This window comes from Lysobacter enzymogenes (genome assembly GCF_017168095.1).
Lineage (GTDB): Bacteria > Pseudomonadota > Gammaproteobacteria > Xanthomonadales > Xanthomonadaceae > Lysobacter > Lysobacter enzymogenes_D.
Genome location: NZ_LXSD01000302.1, coordinates 14,827 through 31,560, shown reverse-complemented (window position 1 = coordinate 31,560; position 16,734 = coordinate 14,827). Strand labels below are relative to the sequence as shown.

At 71.0% G+C, this 16,734-nt stretch carries 17 protein-coding genes; 14 read left to right on the top strand and 3 right to left on the bottom strand.

Annotated elements, in window-relative coordinates; genetic code table 11:
* Positions 1 to 180: 180 nt before the first annotated feature.
* The 6 genes from A7A76_RS10155 (at position 181) to A7A76_RS10130 (ending at position 6,067) form a co-directional block, all read left to right on the top strand.
* The gene (locus A7A76_RS10155; RefSeq protein ID WP_343225310.1) at positions 181 to 342 is read left to right on the top strand and encodes a hypothetical protein; all 162 of its coding nucleotides are present in this window, start codon (positions 181 to 183) and stop codon (positions 340 to 342) included.
* 88 nt (positions 343 to 430) lie between these two features.
* A complete protein-coding gene (locus tag A7A76_RS10150) occupies positions 431 to 1,801 on the top strand; it encodes an FAD-dependent oxidoreductase (protein WP_206411096.1) in 1,371 nt (456 codons plus the stop codon).
* Position 1,802: 1 nt separating this feature from the next.
* On the top strand, positions 1,803 to 3,248 hold the full coding sequence (sbcB, locus tag A7A76_RS10145; RefSeq protein ID WP_206411095.1) for an exodeoxyribonuclease I: 1,446 nt from the start codon (positions 1,803 to 1,805) through the stop codon (positions 3,246 to 3,248).
* Positions 3,249 to 3,436: 188 nt separating this feature from the next.
* Positions 3,437 to 3,871: a thioredoxin family protein gene (locus A7A76_RS10140; protein ID WP_206411094.1), complete on the top strand. Its 435-nt coding sequence runs from the start codon at positions 3,437 to 3,439 to the stop codon at positions 3,869 to 3,871.
* Entirely contained in the window at positions 3,871 to 4,599 is a 729-nt protein-coding gene (locus tag A7A76_RS10135; protein WP_206411093.1) for a cytochrome c biogenesis CcdA family protein, read from the top strand. Before A7A76_RS10140 ends, A7A76_RS10135 begins: the two co-directional genes overlap by 1 nt.
* Before the next feature lie 781 nt (positions 4,600 to 5,380).
* Positions 5,381 to 6,067 carry a DUF2461 domain-containing protein gene (locus A7A76_RS10130; protein WP_206411110.1) on the top strand — a complete coding sequence of 229 codons (687 nt, stop codon included), beginning with the start codon at positions 5,381 to 5,383 and terminating at the stop codon, positions 6,065 to 6,067.
* A gap of 72 nt (positions 6,068 to 6,139) precedes the next feature.
* Here A7A76_RS10130 and A7A76_RS10125 read toward each other — a convergent pair whose 3' ends face one another.
* Positions 6,140 to 6,361 carry a hypothetical protein gene (locus A7A76_RS10125; protein WP_206411092.1) on the bottom strand — a complete coding sequence of 74 codons (222 nt, stop codon included), beginning with the start codon at positions 6,359 to 6,361 and terminating at the stop codon, positions 6,140 to 6,142.
* A 77-nt stretch (positions 6,362 to 6,438) separates the two neighbouring features.
* The gene (locus A7A76_RS10120; protein WP_206411091.1) at positions 6,439 to 7,329 is read right to left on the bottom strand and encodes a LysR family transcriptional regulator; all 891 of its coding nucleotides are present in this window, start codon (positions 7,327 to 7,329) and stop codon (positions 6,439 to 6,441) included.
* A 171-nt stretch (positions 7,330 to 7,500) separates the two neighbouring features.
* Between A7A76_RS10120 and attM the strand changes: the two genes are divergently transcribed.
* The 6 genes from attM (at position 7,501) to A7A76_RS10090 (ending at position 13,327) form a co-directional block, all read left to right on the top strand.
* A complete protein-coding gene (gene attM, locus A7A76_RS10115; RefSeq protein WP_206411090.1) occupies positions 7,501 to 8,292 on the top strand; it encodes an AttM family quorum-quenching N-acyl homoserine lactonase in 792 nt (263 codons plus the stop codon).
* A gap of 267 nt (positions 8,293 to 8,559) precedes the next feature.
* Positions 8,560 to 9,471 carry a pyridoxal-phosphate dependent enzyme gene (locus tag A7A76_RS10110; RefSeq protein WP_206411089.1) on the top strand — a complete coding sequence of 304 codons (912 nt, stop codon included), beginning with the start codon at positions 8,560 to 8,562 and terminating at the stop codon, positions 9,469 to 9,471.
* Positions 9,472 to 9,765: 294 nt separating this feature from the next.
* Positions 9,766 to 10,668 (top strand): hypothetical protein, encoded by a 903-nt coding sequence (locus tag A7A76_RS10105; RefSeq protein ID WP_241200851.1) that lies wholly within the window; start codon positions 9,766 to 9,768, stop codon positions 10,666 to 10,668.
* Between the two features lie 11 nt (positions 10,669 to 10,679).
* A complete protein-coding gene (locus A7A76_RS10100) occupies positions 10,680 to 11,855 on the top strand; it encodes a DUF4785 domain-containing protein (RefSeq protein WP_206411088.1) in 1,176 nt (391 codons plus the stop codon).
* A 278-nt stretch (positions 11,856 to 12,133) separates the two neighbouring features.
* The gene (locus A7A76_RS10095) at positions 12,134 to 12,685 is read left to right on the top strand and encodes a DUF2939 domain-containing protein (protein ID WP_206411087.1); all 552 of its coding nucleotides are present in this window, start codon (positions 12,134 to 12,136) and stop codon (positions 12,683 to 12,685) included.
* 252 nt (positions 12,686 to 12,937) lie between these two features.
* On the top strand, positions 12,938 to 13,327 hold the full coding sequence (locus A7A76_RS10090; RefSeq protein ID WP_206411086.1) for a lysozyme inhibitor LprI family protein: 390 nt from the start codon (positions 12,938 to 12,940) through the stop codon (positions 13,325 to 13,327).
* A 223-nt stretch (positions 13,328 to 13,550) separates the two neighbouring features.
* On the opposite strand, the gene A7A76_RS10085 is transcribed toward A7A76_RS10090, so the two are convergent.
* The gene (locus tag A7A76_RS10085) at positions 13,551 to 14,471 is read right to left on the bottom strand and encodes a 5'-nucleotidase (protein ID WP_206411085.1); all 921 of its coding nucleotides are present in this window, start codon (positions 14,469 to 14,471) and stop codon (positions 13,551 to 13,553) included.
* 287 nt (positions 14,472 to 14,758) lie between these two features.
* Between A7A76_RS10085 and A7A76_RS10080 the strand changes: the two genes are divergently transcribed.
* The gene (locus A7A76_RS10080) at positions 14,759 to 16,138 is read left to right on the top strand and encodes an amino acid permease (RefSeq protein ID WP_206411084.1); all 1,380 of its coding nucleotides are present in this window, start codon (positions 14,759 to 14,761) and stop codon (positions 16,136 to 16,138) included.
* Positions 16,139 to 16,319: 181 nt separating this feature from the next.
* Positions 16,320 to 16,733 (top strand): NUDIX domain-containing protein, encoded by a 414-nt coding sequence (locus A7A76_RS10075; RefSeq protein WP_206411083.1) that lies wholly within the window; start codon positions 16,320 to 16,322, stop codon positions 16,731 to 16,733.
* The last annotated feature ends 1 nt before the right edge of the window (position 16,734 follow it).

Sequence of the window (16,734 nt, the reverse complement as noted above, 5' to 3'; positions counted from 1 at the left end):
CAGCCGTCATTCCCGCGAACGCGGGAATCTAGAGCGAGGCCGTAGTGACCCGATCTCCCGCTGTCTACCTGCTGGCCAGCGCAAAGCGCGGCACGCTGTACATCGGCGTCACCTCGAACCTGATCCAGCGCGTGGCAACATCGGGAGCATCTGACCGACGGGTTCAGCGATCGCTACGATGTGACCCGACTGGTCTGGTACGAACTGCACGAGACCATGGAAAGCGCGATCTTGCGGGAGAAGCGGCTCAAGAAGTGGAAGCGCGAATGGAAGATCGAATTGATCGAGCAAACCAACCCGGACTGGCGGGATTTATGGCAGGACATCGCAAGCACCGGCTGAAGTCTCTGGATTCCCGCGTTCGCGGGAATGACGGCCTGGGGTGTTTCGGCTCCCTGCCCCTTTTGTATCGGATCGCAGGACATACGCTTTGAACGCCACTACCACTCCGCCGCACATCACCCTCATCGGCGCCGGCCTCGCCGGCGCCCTGCTCGCCACCCTGCTCGCCCGCGCCGGCTGGCGGGTGGACGTGTACGAAAAGCGCGGCGATCCGCGCCTGAAGGGCTATCAGGGCGGGCGTTCGATCAATCTCGCCCTGGCCGAGCGCGGCCGCCACGCGCTGCGCCTGGCCGGCGCCGACCAGGCGGTGATGGCGCAGGCGGTGATGATGCGCGGGCGCATGGTCCACTTTCTCGACGGCCGCACCGACCTGCAACGCTACGGCCGCGACGACAGCGAGGTGATCTGGTCGGTGCACCGCGGCGAGCTCAACCTGATCCTGCTGCAGATCGCGCAGGAGGCCGGCGCCCACCTGCATTTCCATCGCGGCCTGTCCGGCGTGGATTTCGACGCGCGCATCGCCCGTTTCCACGACGACCGCGATGGCAGCGAGCACGAGGTCGCCTTCGACAGCCTGGTCGGCGCCGACGGCGCCGGCTCGGCGCTGCGCGCGGCGATGGGCCGGGTCAGCGACCTGGGCGAGCGCACCGAATTCCTCGGCCACTCCTACAAGGAACTGGAAATCCCGCCCGCACCCGACGGCGGCTTCAGCATCGAGCCCAACGCCCTGCACATCTGGCCGCGCGGGCGCTACATGTGCATCGCCCTGCCCAACGACGAGCGCACCTTCACCGTCACCCTGTTCCTGCCCAACCAGGGCGATCCCAGCTTCGAGACCGTGCGCACCGGCGCCGATGCGCGCGCGTTGTTCCAGCGCGACTTCGCCGACGCGCTGCCGCTGATTCCCGAACTCGAGCGCGATTTCGAGCGCAATCCCGCCGGCCTGTTGGCGACGCTGTACCTGCAGCGCTGGCATCTGGACGACCGCGCGGTGCTGCTCGGCGACGCCGCGCACGCGATGGTGCCGTTCCACGGCCAGGGCATGAACTGCGCGTTCGAGGACTGCGTGGCCCTGGCCGAGCGCCTGCTCGCCGGCGGCGACCGCGCCCAGGCGTTCGCCGCGTTCCAGCGCCAGCGCCTGCCGAGCGCGCGCGCGATCCAGGCGATGGCGCTGGAGAACTACCTGGAAATGCGCGACCGCGTCGACGACGACGATTACCTGCTGCAGCGCGCGCTGGAACGCGAGCTGGCCCAGCGCCATCCCGAGCGCTTCATGCCGCGCTACGCGATGGTGACCTTCCACCGCATGCCCTACGAGGTCGCGTTCGAGCGCGGCCAGCGCCAGCGCGAGCTGCTGGTCGAGCTGACCCGCGGCCACGATTCGCTCGATACCTTGGACTGGGACGCGGTCGACGCCGTGGTGCGCGAGCGCCTGGACCCGTTGCCGGCGGACGCCTGACATGCCGGCCAGCTTCCTGTTCTACGACCTGGAGACCTTCGGCGCCGATCCGCGCACCAGCCGCATCGCCCAGTTCGCGGCGATGCGCACCGACGCCGAGCTCAACGAGGTCGAGGCGCCGATCAGCGTATTCGTCAAGCCCGCCGACGACCTGCTGCCTTCGCCGATGGCGACCCTGATCACCGGCATCGCCCCGCAGGACGCGCTGCGCGACGGCGTCAGCGAGGCCGAGATCTTCGCCCTGATCTTCGAGGAAATGGCCCGCCCGCAGACCTGCACCGCCGGCTACAACTCGCTGCGCTTCGACGACGAGTTCGTCCGCTACGGCCTGTTCCGCAATTTCTACGACGCCTACGAGCGCGAGTGGCGCAACGGCAACTCGCGCTGGGACCTGCTCGACGTGCTGCGCCTGGCGCGCGCGCTGCGCCCCGACGGCCTGGAATGGCCGCAGCGCGAGGACGGCTTCACCTCGTTCAAGCTCGAACACCTGGCCACGGCCAACCAGGTGCGCGTCGGCGATGCGCACGAAGCGCTGTCGGACGTGCGCGCGCTGATCGGCATCGCGCGCAAGCTCAAGCGCGCGCAGCCGCGGCTGTGGGACTACGCCCTGCGCCTGCGCGACAAGCGCTTCGCCGCGAGCCTGCTCGACCCGATCGCGATGCAGCCGGCGCTGCACGTGTCCTCGCGCTACCCGGCCGCGCGGCTGTGCGCGGCGCCGGTGATTCCGCTGGCGCGGCATCCGCGCATCGACAGCCGCATCGTTGTGTTCGACCTGGAACAGGATCCGCAGGCGCTGCTGAGCCTGACCCCGGAGGAGATCGCCGACCGCCTGTACACGCCGGCCGCGGACCTGCCCGAGGGCGAGGAGCGCGTCGCGCTGAAGGAGGTGCACCTCAATCGCTGCCCGGCGCTGACCGCCTGGAATCATCTGCGCCCGGACGATTTCGAACGCCTGAGCATCGACCCGGTGCGCGCCGAATACCGCGCCGCGCAACTGCGCGAAGCCGGCCCGGAGCTGGTCGAGAAGGTGCGCCGGGTCTACGCCGGCGACGCCGCGCGCGCGCCGTCGGATGCCGACGCCTCGCTCTACGACGCCTTCATCGGCGACGGCGACAAGCGCCTGTTCCGCAACGTGCGCGCCACCGCGCCGGAAGAACTGGCGCGCGCGGCGTTCGAATTCCGCGACGCGCGCCTGCCCGAACTGCTGTTCCGCTACCGCGCGCGCAACTGGCCGCAGACCCTGAGCGCGGCCGAGCGCGAGCGCTGGGACGACTATCGCCGCCAGCGCCTGGACGGCGAATCCGGCCTGTCCGAATACAGCTTCGCGCGCTTCGCCGAGGAACTGCGGCAGGTGCGCGCGGCCGCCGGCGAGGACGGCGCCAGGCAGGCGCTGCTGGATCGGCTGGAAGACTGGGGCCGCGGCCTGTGGCGCGAGTTGCACGGCTGAGCTTCGCCCTGTCTTCGCATCGCGCGCGGCCGCGGCAGCGCGCCTGGCCGCGACGCTGACTGAAAGCTGACTCGCGGCCCGCCGCCGCGACTCCATCGCCCGCCCTCGCCTCTCTGGTTGTGTGCACGCACGCAGCGGCCGCCGGCCGCGCGCGGCGTCGCGCCACAACGCCGAAGGAGGCGCCCCCGATGAAGCTGCGTTCGTTCGATATCCGCCGCGCGAAAACCGCGTCCGCCGTAATCGCCTTGCTGTTGTCCCTCGCCGGCGCCGCGCCCGCGTTCGCCGCGCAGGCGCTGCCCGCATATTCGCCGCAACAGTCGCAAGCGCTGCAAACCCAGGGCAAGACCGTGCTGGTCGACGTGTACGCGCCGTGGTGCCCGACCTGCCGCGCGCAGGAACCGGTGCTGGAAAAACTGCTCAAGGAACCCGAATTCGCCGGCATCACCGCGCTGCGCCTGGACTGGGACGGCCAGCGCGAACAGGCGCGCGCGCTGGGCGCGCCGCGCCAGAGCACGCTGCTGCTGTACCGCGGCGGCAAGCGCGTCGGCCTGTCGGTGGCCGAGACCAACGAATCGCGGCTGCGCCTGTTCCTGCGCGGCCAGCTTGGCCGGGCCGCCGACTGATGGAACCCAATGCCACCACCTTGGGCCTGGCCGCGCTGGCCGGGCTGCTCACCACACTCTCGCCGTGCGTACTGCCGGTGCTGCCGATGGTCGCCGCCTCGGCCAGCGGCCGCAGCCGCTGGGGCCTGTTCGCGCTGGCGCTGGGCATGGCCGCCTCGTTCACCGTCATCGGCGTCGCCCTCAGCAGCAGCGGCCAGTGGCTGGGCCTGGACGAATACCGCCTGCGCCAGCTCGCCGGCGCGCTGATGCTGGCGATCGGCCTGGTCCTGCTGGTGCCGGCGCTGCAGCGCGGCATGGAGCGGCTGACAGCGGGCCTCAGCCAGGCCGGCGGACACGCCCTGCAGCGCATCCGCGGCGACGGCCCGCTGGCGCAGCTCGGCGTCGGCGCGCTGATGGGCGCAGCCTGGAGCCCCTGCGTCGGCCCCACCCTCGGCGCGGCCATCGCCCTGGCCGCGCAAGGCGGCGGCGCCGGCCCGGCGGCGACGGTGATGGCGGTGTTCAGCGCCGCCGCGGTGCTGCCCTTGATCGCGGTCGGCGCAGCCTCGCGCGCGCTGCTGCAGCGCCATCAGGACCGGCTGCTGCAAGCCGGCCGCTGGGGCCGGCGGTTGATGGGCGCGAGCCTGCTGCTGATCGGCGCGCTGGTGCTGAGCAGCCTCGACAAGGTGCTCGAAGCCTGGCTGCTCGGGCTGACGCCGCAGTGGCTGACCGAGCTGACGACGCGCTTTTGACAAGCCCCGGCACGGCTCGCCGGGCTCCCTGCAGGAGCGGCGCGAGCCGCGACCGCGACACCGCGCATACGACGCAACCTGCCACCCCGCGGTCGCGACTCGCGTCGCTCCTACAGCGGCTTGCGACCGGCTTCGCAGGCCGTCGGTTCAAGCTCCGACGCAACCGGCTGGGCTCCCTGTAGGAGCGGCGCAAGCCGCGACCACGACACCGCGCATACGGCGCAACCTGCCACCCCGTGGTCGCGACTCGCGTCGCTCCTACAGCGGCTAGCGGCCGGCTTCGCAGGCCGTCGGCCCAAGCTCCGAAGGCAACCCGCTGGGCTCCCTGTAGGAGCGGCGCAAGCCGCGACCGCGACACCGCGCATACGACGCAAGCTGCCACCCCGCGGTCGCGACTCGCGTCGCTCCTACAGCGACTTGCGGCCGGCTTCGCAGGCCGTCGGCCCAAGCTCCGACGCAACCCGCTGGGCTCCCTGTAGGAGCGGCGCGAGCCGCGACCGCGACACCGCGCATACGGCGCAAGCTGCCACCCCGCGGTCGCGACTCGCGTCGCTCCTACAGCGGCTAGCGGCCGGCTTCGCAGGCCGTCGGCCCAAACTCCGACGCAACCCGCTGGGCTCCCTGTAGGAGCGGCGCGAGCCGCGACCGCGACACCACGTATACGACGCAACCGGCTATCTGAACGAGTCATCGAGCGCGCGGCGTTTGCCCGACCTGCGCTTTCGCCCGCCTCCGCGTCCCGGCGCCGGCCGCGACGCGGCGCTTGCGCTACTCTTCCGCCATGGCGACCTACTTTTCCGAAGCCAGCTTCAAGTTCCTGCGCTCACTGGCGCGCAACAACAATCGCGAGTGGTTCCACGCCCACAAGGCCGGCTACGACGAGCATGTGCGCGGCCCGTTCCTGCGCCTGCTCGGCGACCTGCAGCCGGTGCTGGCCGAAGTCAGCGAGCATTACCGCAGCGAGCCCAAGAACGTCGGCGGCTCGCTGTTCCGGATCCAGCGCGATACCCGCTTCGCCAACGACAAGGCGCCGTACAAGAGTTGGCAGGGCGCGCGCCTGTTCCACGAGCGCGGGCGTCAGGTCGAGGCGCCGTCGTTCTACATCCACCTGGGCCTGGACGAATGCTTCGTCGCCTCCGGCGTGTGGCACCCGGCGCCGGAGACCCTGCGCAAGATCCGCCACTTCGTCTTCGACAACCCCGGCAGCTGGAAGGCCGCCGCGCACGATCCCAAGTTCCGCAAGCGCTTCGACCTGGACGACAGCGAAATGCTGACCCGCGCCCCGCGCGGCTTCCCGCCGGAGTTCGAATTCGCCGACGACCTCAAGCGCAAGAACTTCGTCGCCTACCGCAATATCGAGCACGCGACCATGACCGGCCCGCGGTTGCTGTCGACGCTGCAAAAGGACTTGGCCGGGCTGGCGCCGTTCACCGACTACCTGTGCGCGGCGCTGGACCTGGAGTTCTGAGCCCGGCGGGCGGCGCGATCGACTGGCTGTCGGCTGGAAGCGGCGGGCGCGCGCAGCGCCCGCCGCGGCCCTTCAGATGCCGCAGACCAGATAGGTGATGTAGACCTCTTCGGTCACGCTGCCGCCCTGGGTCAGCTTGCCCTTGCAGTCGCGCTGGGCCCAGCCGACCACCTGGCCGTTCTGGTAGTACTCGTGCAGCTCGCCGAGGTACACCGGCGGGACCGCCCAGGCGGCGGTGGCGGCCGCGAACAGGCTCAGGGCCAGGGCGGCGATCGGCTTCTTCTTGCTACGCATCATGCGTCTCCTTCGGCGCCGACTCCATGTCGGCCGGCCCAGGCTGCCACAGCCCGACGCGGCTCGCAACGACCGAACTAAAGCTGCCGGGGCAGCGCCTTCTCCAGCAGCGCCAGCACCGTGCGGACCCGCTGCGGCAGCGGCTTTTCCGGCGAGTACAGCGCGTGCAGTTCGAAGCCGGGCACTTGATGATCCGGCAGCACGCGCTGCAAGCGCCCGCTCGCCAGATCCTCGCGGCACACCGGCTCCTGCAGCACGCCGATGCCCGCGCCGCCGAGCAGCAGCGCGTGCAACGGCCGCCAATGGCTCACGCTGAGCACGGTATCGACCGCGGCCGTCGCGGTTCGCCCGTGCTTATCGCGCAGGATCAGCCGGCCGTCGTTGAACAGCCCGGACACGCGCGCGAACGGATGCCGCAGCAGATCGGCCGGCGCCGACGGCGCACCGTGGCGTTGCAGATACTCGGGCGAAGCCGCGAGCACGCGCCGCACGTGGCCGAGCTTGCGCGCGACGTAGTGACCCTCGCCCGGCCCGCCGAGCCGCAGCGACACGTCCACGCCCTCGGTGACCGGATCGACCAGGCGATCGTTGAGCACCAGTTCGATCCGCAGTTGCGGGCAGTCGCGGCGCAGGCGCAGCAACAACGGCGGCAACAGCGTTTCGCCCAGGCCGTGCGGCGCGGCGATGCGCACGCGGCCGCGCATCGGCGAATCCGCGCGCGCGGCGTGCAAGGCCGCGTCCGCCGCGTCGATCGCGGTCTTGCAGCGCTCGTAGAAGCCGGCGCCGGCGTCGGTCAGCGAGATCGCGCGCGTGTTCCGCCGCAGCAGGCGCACGCCCAGATGCGCTTCCAGCCGCTCGATGCGTTCGCTGACCGCCGGCTGGCCCAGGCCCAGGTCGCGCGCGGCCGCGGACATGCTGCCGCGCTCGGCCACCCGCACGAACACCCGCATCGCCGCCAGAAAGTCCATAGCCGATCCATCGAGGAAGCCGATAGGTGAAAGCGGATCGAACCGCCTACCCGGCGGCGGACGCGCTCGCCAAGATTCGTTCGCGGCATGCGCCAGACACGCCAGCACGCCGGGCCGCGCCGCCATGCGCGCAAGCGCTCCGCACACCGACCCTACGACCGCGAAAACCTCATGAACGATATCAGGCTTTACCTGTTCCAATCCGGCTCGCAACTGTGCAAGGTCCACGACATCAAGATGAACCAAGGCTGCGGCCAGGATATGGAAATCCCGGTGCCGTGGTTCTTGCTGATGCATCCCAAGGGCAACGTCGTCATCGACGGCGGCCTGGCGGCCGAAGGCCTGGCCGATCCGCGCGGTTACTGGGGAGATGCGATCGACGCATACCGCCCGCGGATGCGGCCGGAGCAAGGCTGCGTGGCGCAGCTGGCGACGCTGGGGCTGAGCCCGCGCGACATACGCTACGTCGCCCTGTCGCATCTTCACTGCGACCACAGCGGCGCGGTCGGACGTTTTCCCGATGCCGTGCACCTGGTCCAGCGGCGCGAGTACGAATATGCGTTCGCGCCGGACTGGTTCGCCGCCGGCGCCTATGCACGCAAGGATTTCGACCGCGCCGGGCTGCGCTGGCAATTCCTCGACGGCGAGGCCGGGCAGCCGTTCGATCTGTACGGCGACGGCGCGCTGCAAGCGGTGTTCACGCCCGGTCATACCCTCGGCCACCAATCGTTCCTGGTCACCCTGCGCAACAGCGGTACGATGATCCTGGCCGGCGACGCGGTGTATACCTTGGACCACTGGAACGAAACCGCGCTGCCCGGTTTGCTGGCCTCGGCGGTGGATGCGGTGCGCTCGGTGCAGAAGCTGCGCGCGCTGGCCGAGCGCAGCGGCGCGACCCTGGTTCCGGGGCACGATCCCGAAGCGTGGCGGCGCTTCAGGCTGGCGCCGGGCTATTACGACTGATGTCCTGCGCGCGCCGCCGGGGTCCGCCGCGGCGCGCGCGACCGCATGCGAACCGCGTCGCGAAACGGCGCGGCCGCGCCGATGCGTGCGCCGACGCGCCCGACGCAATCGGGCCGGATCGCCGCGGGCCCTTCCCCGCCGGCGCCGCGGCTCGCACAATCGGCGTTCGGTCGCCGACGCCGGCGCATGCGCTCGCGCGCATCGCCCGCAGGACACCGCCATCGACACCGCGGCCCCGCACCGCCGCCCGCGCTTCCAGGACCCGTCATGCCGCTGAGCATCGCCACGCCCTTGCTCGAATCGCTTCCGCTCTCGCGCGCCAGCGGCGCGCGGGTGTGGATGAAAATGGAAGCCATGCAGCCGTCGGGATCGTTCAAGATCCGCGGCATCGGCCACGCCTGCGAGCGCTATCGTGCCGACGGCGCCCAGCGATTCCTGTCTTCCTCGGGCGGCAACGCCGGGCTGGCGGTCGCCTACGCCGGCCGCAAGCTCGGCGTGCCGGTCGCGGTGGTGGTGCCGGAAACCACGCCCGAACGCGCGCGCCGGCTGCTGCGCGAGGAAGGCGCGCAGGTCAGCGTGCACGGCCGCTCGTGGTCGGAGGCCAATGCGTTCGCGCAATCGCTGAAGACGCCGCGAGATGCGTTCCTGCATCCCTTCGACGACCCGCTGCTGTGGCAGGGCCACGCCACGATGATCGACGAAGTGGTCGCGGCGGGCCTGCGCCCGGACGCGGTGGCGCTGTGCGTCGGCGGCGGCGGGCTGCTCGCCGGCGTCGCCGAAGGCCTGCAGCGCAACGGGCTCGACCACGTGCCGATCTACGCCGCCGAAACCGACGGCATGGCTTCGTTCCACGCCTCGATCCAGGCCGGGCGCCGGGTCGAACTGCCGGCGGTGTCCGGCGTGGCCACCTCGCTCGGCGCGCGCCAGGTCTGCGCGCGCGCGTTCGAACTCGCGCGCGAGCGGCCGATCGTGCCGCTGCAAGTCAGCGATCGCGACGCCGTCGACGCCTGCCTGCGCTTTCTCGACGATCACCGCACCCTGGTCGAGCCGGCCTGCGGCGCATCGCTGGCCCTGCTCTACCGCCAGCGCATCGCGCTCGGCGCCGACGCCAATGTGCTGGTCATCGTCTGCGGCGGCTCCACCGCCACCGTCGAGTCGCTGTCCCGCTTCGAGGGCTGACGCGCACACACGCGTTCGCGCCGCGGCGCGCGCCGCACGCAGCCGCGCAAGCCGCAGCGCGATGGCCGCGTTCGCCCATTTGCGCTGGCGTTCGCGGCAATTGTGCGCGCCATCGCTGCGCAGGCCGGATGCGGTCACGTTTCCGCGCGCCGATCTGCGGCAGCGCCGCATGACAGCAACATTCGCGAACGTATGCTCGCTGCGATCGCCGTGCAGGAACGCGCGGCCACATCGACCGCGTACGGGCGCGAGGAACGCGCCGCGATAGCGTCCGCGGCCCATCGGGGAGAAGTCATGCATCAGCACCGCACCTCGCCGCGGCCGCGCGCCGCGTCGCTCGCCGCCGCGTCGTTGTTCGCCGCCGCCGCGCTGGCCGCGCCGTTCGCCGCCGGCGCCGTCACCGGCGTCGCCTTCGTCCACGGCACCGGCAAGCAGAGCAACGCCTATCAGGACTACTGGCAGCCGACGATGGTCGACAGCGTGCGCCAGGGCCTGGCCAATCCGGCCAACTACGTCGTGGTCAACTGCGATTTCGAGCAATACATGTGGGACAGCCGCGCCGCCGGCTGCCTGGCGCAACAGCTCACCGATTTCATCAACGCCCGCGGCATCACCCAGTTGATCGTGATCACCCACTCCAACGGCGGCAACGTCATGCGCTGGATCCTGTCGAACCCGACCTACGACAGCCGCTATCCCAACATCATCGCCAAGACCGTGCGGGTCAACGCGCTGGCGCCGTCCTCGGCCGGCACGCCGCTGGCCGATGCGGCGATGAATGGCAACGCCTTCGAACAGGCGGTGGGCTGGCTGCTGGGCTACAAGTCCGATGCGGTGAAGATGCAGCAGGTCAGCTGGATGGCAACCTACAACGCCAACAATCTCTACGGCACCGCCGGCCGCCCGGCGCTGCCCAAGCCGTTCCGCAGCGTGGTCGGCACCGACGTGGATTCCTCGCCGTTCGACAGCGACAGCTACTGCGGCGGCTACACCGAGAACGTCGGCCTGGAGACCACCCAGAACTGGTTGAACAGCTGCTCCGACGGCTTCCTCAACTGCACCAGCCAGTCGGCCGCGGGCACGGTCTGGTTCCAGGACAAGCAGCGCACCGCCGGCGCCGAGCCGCTCAGCCACAACCAGAGCCGGCGCGCCTGCTTCAACCTCAACACCATCCTGCGCAGCGACATGACCCCGTGAGGACGCCGACCATGCGAACGATTCTGTCCCTCGCCCTGCTCGCCGCCGCGGGCCAGGCCATCGCCGCCGATGCGCCGATGCTGCCGGCGGCCAAAGATGATCAGATCCCGCAGCGCCTGGCCGTGGTGGCCGCGCCGAAGGCCGCGGCCGAACGCGCGCCGCTGCGTTTTTCCTGGGCGCTGGATCCCGACGCCGAGCTCGCCGCCGATCCGCTGCCCGCAGCGGTGGAAAGCCGCGAGTATTGGCAGGAAACCGACGGCGCCGCGCTGCAGCGCGGGCTGCAGGTGTCGACCAGCGCGCCGGGCGCGTTGATCCGGGTCAGCCCCGTCGCCGGCGCCGCCCAGGTCGCCGCCGATTCGGTACGCATCACCCGCGCCGGCCAGCCGGTGGGCGCGCTCAAGCGCACCGGCGCCGAGCAGTTGCAGGCCGCCGGCCTGGCGGTCGGCACCGGCACCGCCGCGGTCCAGCTCGCCGCCGACGCGGCGCCGGGCGCGTACGCGGTGCAGGTCGCGCAGGCGCGCGGCCGCTACGTGGTGCACGTGTTCGAGCCCAACAGCGACGTGCGCCTGCTCGCCCGGCTGAGCCGCGATCACGCCCTGGCCGGCGGTTCGCGCGAGGTCGAAGTGGACCTGCAGCGCGGCCAGGCGTCGCTCAAGGCCGAAGGCGGCGCGCTGTTGGTGGCGCCGTCCGGACGCAGCTGGCCGCTGGCGCTGAAGGCCGGCGGCGACGGCAAGCTGCGCGGCGCGGTGCCGCTGCCGGCCGACGCCGGCGACGAACCGGCCGGGCTGTGGGAAGTGCAGGTGTTCGCCGGCGACGGCACGATCCAGCGCGACGCCCGCACCGCCCTGGCCGTGGCCCAGCCCACCGCCCGGCTCGACGGCGCCTACGCCTTCGACGCGCGTGCGTTGAGCTTCGCCCTGCCGCTGCGCGCCGCCTCGCCGGGCCGCTACGAGGTGCGCGGCACCCTGTATGCGAGCAACGCCAAGCGCGAGTTGCGGCCGGTGGCGATCGCCCACAGCGCGCAGTGGGTCGATGGCGGCGCGGCGCGGATCGAGCTGGCGTTCGACCGGGCGCAGCTGCCGAAGGAGTATGGCGCGCCGTTCGAGCTGCGCAACATCGAGCTCAACGACCAGAGCCGGCTGGCGCCAATCGAGCGGCGGCAGCGGGTGGCTCGGGTGGGGCGTTGATTCAGTAGGCGACGCGGCGCTGCGGCCCTCATCCGCCCCCCTGCTTTCGGGCAAGCTCTTCGGGGCACCCCCGATCAGAAGCGCTTCGAGGGCAGGCTCTTCTCCCGCAGGCGGGAGAAGGAAGGGCAAGCATTGGCCCTGCATGAAGCCCCTCTCCCGCTTGCGGGAGAGGGGGTGGGGTGAGGGCCGCAAGCAAACCGCGAAGCGACTAAGCCCGCCTTCATGCCACCGCACCGCGGCGCGACTACCCTGGCGGCTGTTCCCAAGGATCGCCGCGCATGAAGAAATGGATCGCCGCCCTGGCCCTGATCGCCGTCCTGCTGGTCGGCTGGATCGCCGCCGGGCCGTTCATGACCGTCCACGCCATCCGCACCGCGGTCAAGGAAGGCAACACCGGCGAGCTGTCCAGGCACGTCGACTTCGCCGCGCTGCGGCTGAGCCTGAAAGCGCAGGTCGACGATTACCTGGTCCGCCGCGCCGGCCCGCAGGTGCAGTCCAGCCTGCTCGGCGCGATCGGCCTGAGCATGGCCAGCGGCGTGGCCGGCACCGCGGTCGACGCGATCGCCACGCCGATCGGCATCGGCGCGGTGCTGGAAGGCCGCAACATGCTCAAGCGCTTCGACCCGCGCGAGCCGCGACGCGACGCCTACGCGCCGGTGGCGCCGGCCGAACCGCTCAAGGATCTGAGCTACCGCTTCGAGTCGCCGTCGCGGTTCACCGCCACGGTCGCCAACGCCGACGGCGATCCGGTGGTGTTCGTGCTGACCCGCGACGGGCTAAGCTGGCGGGTCACCGACGTGCGCCTGCCGCTGGACAAGATGTTGCCGTAGCCGGACAACCTCCCTGCAGGAGCGGCGCGAGCCGCGACTGCGACAACGCAACTACGCCGAAACTTTCGCAACGGGCGTGTTGCCGCAGTCGCGGCTTGCGCCGCTCCTACGGGGAGGCGCCGCGGCCGCCGGGCGCTTGCTTTCGCGCTGGCACCGCAATACTTTGCACGCCAACGCCGCCACGCGCGGCGCCGGCCGGACACGCACGCCCGGCCCCGATCGTCACCGCCACACGACTTGGACTGGAACGCCATGAAAACGATCTTCTGCGCCCTCGCCTTCGCCGCGCTCGCCCTCAGCGCCAACGCCGCCTACGCCCAGGGCGAATGCGACAAGTACCGGACCAGCTACGACAAGACCTATTGTTTCGCCAAGCTGTTCCTGGAGTCGGACAAGGAGCTCAACACCGCCTACAACGACCTGCGCGGCGTCGCCAAGGAGCCGGCCAAGACCGAACTCAAGCAGACCCAGCTGCAGTGGATCAAGCACCGCGACGCCACCTGCGAAAGCGGCGGCAGCATCAACGTCGACTGCAACTACCGGGTCAACCGCGAGCGCACCGAGTTCCTGCGCGACCGCGCGCGCGAGTGCAAGGCCGGCACCTGCCGTCCGGACATGATTTCGAAGAAGTCCTGGGACTGAGCGAGGCGGCGGCAGCGGCCGCCCGTCTTCGCAGCCAACCCGCAAGCCACGCCGCAAGCGTGGCTTGCGTCGTTTCCGCCGCCGGAAACTTCGTTCGCCCCGTGTAGGAGCGGCGCGAGCCGCGACCGCGACAACGCAACTACGCCGACACCTGCGCAATGGTTGCGTTGTCGCGGTCGCGGCTCGCGCCGCTCCTACAGGGAGTTACCGCACCGCGCGGGACTCAGCGATTCGCGACCCCGTGCGGCACATGCCCCGCCGCCACGTGCCCGCGCGCCGAGGCGATGTTGTTCTCCGAATCGTCGAAGAAGATGTCGGCGCCGAAGGCTTCCAGGAACGGCCCCTTGGCGCGGCCGCCGAGGAACAGCGCTTCGTCCAGGCGGATGTCCCACTCGCGCAGGGTGCGGATCACCCGCTCGTGCGCGGGCACCGAGCGCGCGGTCACCAGCGCGGTGCGGATCGGCGCGTCCTGGCCGACCGGGAACGCCGCCTGCAGCCGGTGCAATGCATCGAGGAAGCCGCGGAACGGCCCGCCCGACAGCGGCTCGCCGGCGTGGTTGCGCTCGTGCTCGGCGAACGCGGCCAGGCCGCCTTCGCGCGAGACCCGTTCGCCTTCGTCGTCGAAGATCACCGCGTCGCCGTCGAAGGCGATGCGCAACTGGTCCGGCGGCAGGTGCGGGGCGAGCCTGGAATTGAGCACCGCCGGCAGCAGCGTCGCCGCGGCGATGCCGGCCTCGAGCGCGGCGGTCACGTCCTGGGCGTTGGCCGACAGGAACAGGTCGGCGCCGAACGGACGGATGTAGGGAAACGGCGGCGCGCCGTTGCTGAAGGCCGCGCGCTTGATCGACAGGCCGTGGTGGGCGATGGAATTGAAGATGCGCAGCCCGCTGTCGGCGGAGTTGCGCGAGATCAGGATCACCTCGACCCGCGGCGCTTCGGCCGGCGCATCGCGGTTCAGCGCGAGCAATTTGCGCACCAGCGGGAAGGCGATGCCCGGGCGCAGGATGTCGTCCTCGCGCGCGCGCTGGAACGCGGCATAGGCGTCGATGCCCTCGCGCTCGAACAGCGAATGGCTCTCTTCCATGTCGAACAAGGTGCGCGAGGAAATCGCGACGATCAACGGGTCGGCATCACGGTCGGGCATGGGGCTATTGTGCCTGAGGCGGGAATCCTGGGTTGAGAATCGGGGGGCGCGTTCGCGGTCCGCCGCGGGGTCGTGGCGCTGGGGGAATGCGAGTGTCGCGGCCGCTGGATTGGCGCGGTCGCGGCTTGCGCCGCTCCTGCAAGGGGCTGTGGATGCTGCGTCGTCGTTTGCAGTGCCGAACCGGCCGGTCGGGCGTCGCCGGTTTGCCGGCTCGCCGCCGGGCCGCTCGCCCCCGGCGCCGATGCGGTATCGTGCCGCACCTCCCGCCGCCCGCCCGGACCCGCTCCATGTCCCTGCCCGCCCGCCACGCCGCCACCGCCGCCGATCCGCAACTCGGCCACGCTCTCAAGTCGCGCCAGTTGGTGATGATGGGCCTGGGCAGCGCGATCGGCGCCGGGCTGTTCCTCGGCTCCGGCGTCGGCGTGCAGACCGCCGGGCCGGCGGTGCTGCTGTCGTACCTGATCGCCGGCGCGCTGATCATCATCGTCATGCGCGCGCTCGGCGAAATGGCGGCCGCGCGCCCGACCAGCGGCGCGTTCTCGGTCTACGCCGCCGACGCCATGGGCCCGACCGCGGGCGCGACCCTGGGCTGGCTGTGGTGGGTACAGATCGTGATCGTGGTGGCGGCCGAATCGGTCGGCGCCGCGGGCCTGTTGGCCACGGTGTGGCCCGGCTTGCCGGTGGCGGCGACCTCGCTGGTGTTCATGAGCGCTTTCACCCTGGTCAACCTGCTCGGCGTGCGCAACTTCGGCGAGTTCGAGTTCTGGTTCGCGATCCTCAAGGTCGCCGCGATCCTGGCCTTCATCGCCATCGGCGCCGCGCTGCTGCTGGGCTGGCTGCCGGACGTGGCCTCGCCCGGCCTGGCCAATTTCACCGCCCACGGCGGCTTCGCGCCCAAGGGCTGGGCCGGCGTCGGCGCGGCGCTGCTGGTGGTGGTGTTCGCCTTCGGCGGCACCGAGATCGTCGCGGTCGCCGCGGCCGAAACCCAGGACCCGCAGCGCAGCATCACCCAGGCCATCCGCACCGTGGCCTGGCGCATCCTGGTGTTCTACATCGGTTCGCTGGCGGTGATCATCGCGGTGGTGCCGTGGACCAGCGAGGCCTTGAAATCTCCGTTCGCGGCGGTGCTGGAAGTCGCGCGGATTCCGGGCGCGGCCACGGCCATCACCCTGGTCGCGGTGGTGGCGCTGCTGTCGGCGCTCAACGCCAACCTCTACGGCGCCTCGCGCATGATCTATTCGCTGGCCCAGCGCCAGGAAGCGCCGCGCCTGCTCGCCCGCCTGAGCCGCAGCCAGGTGCCGGTGGCGGCGGTGCTGGCGAGCGTGGCGTTCGGCTTCATCGCCACCGCGCTGGAACTGCTGTACCCGGACAAGGTGCTGCCGGCGCTGCTCAACGTGGTCGGTTCGACCTGCCTGTTGGTGTGGACGCTGTCGCTGCTCTCGCAGCTGATCCTGCGCCGCCGCGCCGACCGCGCCGGCACCGCGCTGCCGTTCAAGATGTGGGCCTTCCCCTACGTCACCTACTTCGGCCTGGGCATCCTCGCCCTGGTGTTCGTGCTGGCGTTGATGACCCCGGGGCCGCGGGTGCAGTTGCTGTCGACGGTGGGGCTGACGCTGTGCATCGCCGCAGTGAGCGAGATCGCGCGGCGGGTGCGGGCGCGGGGGTGAGAGGGTTTCGCCCGACTCGATAGAGCCTTATAAAAAGACCGTAAGATATTATTTTAATTGATATTTATCGTCAGAACTTAAAGTAATTTCTCACGCGGATGACGCCGATCGCTTGCCCTCGCAGCCTCCCATGCCTGCCCCGCGGCCCGGAGCGCGACGGCTGGCCGCATCGGCGCGCGCCGTGAACTCCGACGCCGCGCCGCGCATCGGCTGGGTCGGTGCCTTGCTGCTGCGCGATGGCCGGGTTCTGCTCGGCTTGCGCGCCCTGCACAAGCGACTGGCGCCCGGCCGCTGGGACCTGCCCGGCGGCCACGTCGAACCCGGCGAAACGCCCGAGCAGGCCTTGTGGCGCGAACTGGCCGAGGAGACCGGCATCGGCCCGCCCGCCGACCCGGCGACGGCCGCTCGGATCGCTGCGGAATTCGCATTCGATGGCGTGGTGCTGCGCCTGTATGCGGTGCGCGACTGGGTCGGCGAACCGCGGCCGCTCGGCGACGAGCACCTGCGCCTGCAATGGTTCGAACCCGTGCAGGCCGCCGCCCTGCCCGACCTGTCGCATCCGCGCCTGGGCGCGCTGTTGCGGCGGCTGGCGTGAA

What these genes read in the sequence shown, in the direction of transcription:
- sbcB (WP_206411095.1), top strand. Translation starts at nt 1,803, where the DNA reads ATGCCGGCCAGCTTCCTGTTCTACGACCTGGAGACCTTCGGCGCCGAT.
- A7A76_RS10140 (WP_206411094.1), top strand. Translation starts at nt 3,437, where the DNA reads ATGAAGCTGCGTTCGTTCGATATCCGCCGCGCGAAAACCGCGTCCGCC.
- A7A76_RS10135 (WP_206411093.1), top strand. Translation starts at nt 3,871, where the DNA reads ATGGAACCCAATGCCACCACCTTGGGCCTGGCCGCGCTGGCCGGGCTG.
- A7A76_RS10130 (WP_206411110.1), top strand. Translation starts at nt 5,381, where the DNA reads ATGGCGACCTACTTTTCCGAAGCCAGCTTCAAGTTCCTGCGCTCACTG.
- A7A76_RS10125 (WP_206411092.1), bottom strand. Translation starts at nt 6,361, where the DNA reads ATGCGTAGCAAGAAGAAGCCGATCGCCGCCCTGGCCCTGAGCCTGTTC.
- A7A76_RS10120 (WP_206411091.1), bottom strand. Translation starts at nt 7,329, where the DNA reads ATGGACTTTCTGGCGGCGATGCGGGTGTTCGTGCGGGTGGCCGAGCGC.
- attM (WP_206411090.1), top strand. Translation starts at nt 7,501, where the DNA reads ATGAACGATATCAGGCTTTACCTGTTCCAATCCGGCTCGCAACTGTGC.
- A7A76_RS10110 (WP_206411089.1), top strand. Translation starts at nt 8,560, where the DNA reads ATGCCGCTGAGCATCGCCACGCCCTTGCTCGAATCGCTTCCGCTCTCG.
- A7A76_RS10105 (WP_241200851.1), top strand. Translation starts at nt 9,766, where the DNA reads ATGCATCAGCACCGCACCTCGCCGCGGCCGCGCGCCGCGTCGCTCGCC.
- A7A76_RS10100 (WP_206411088.1), top strand. Translation starts at nt 10,680, where the DNA reads ATGCGAACGATTCTGTCCCTCGCCCTGCTCGCCGCCGCGGGCCAGGCC.
- A7A76_RS10095 (WP_206411087.1), top strand. Translation starts at nt 12,134, where the DNA reads ATGAAGAAATGGATCGCCGCCCTGGCCCTGATCGCCGTCCTGCTGGTC.
- A7A76_RS10090 (WP_206411086.1), top strand. Translation starts at nt 12,938, where the DNA reads ATGAAAACGATCTTCTGCGCCCTCGCCTTCGCCGCGCTCGCCCTCAGC.
- A7A76_RS10085 (WP_206411085.1), bottom strand. Translation starts at nt 14,471, where the DNA reads ATGCCCGACCGTGATGCCGACCCGTTGATCGTCGCGATTTCCTCGCGC.
- A7A76_RS10080 (WP_206411084.1), top strand. Translation starts at nt 14,759, where the DNA reads ATGTCCCTGCCCGCCCGCCACGCCGCCACCGCCGCCGATCCGCAACTC.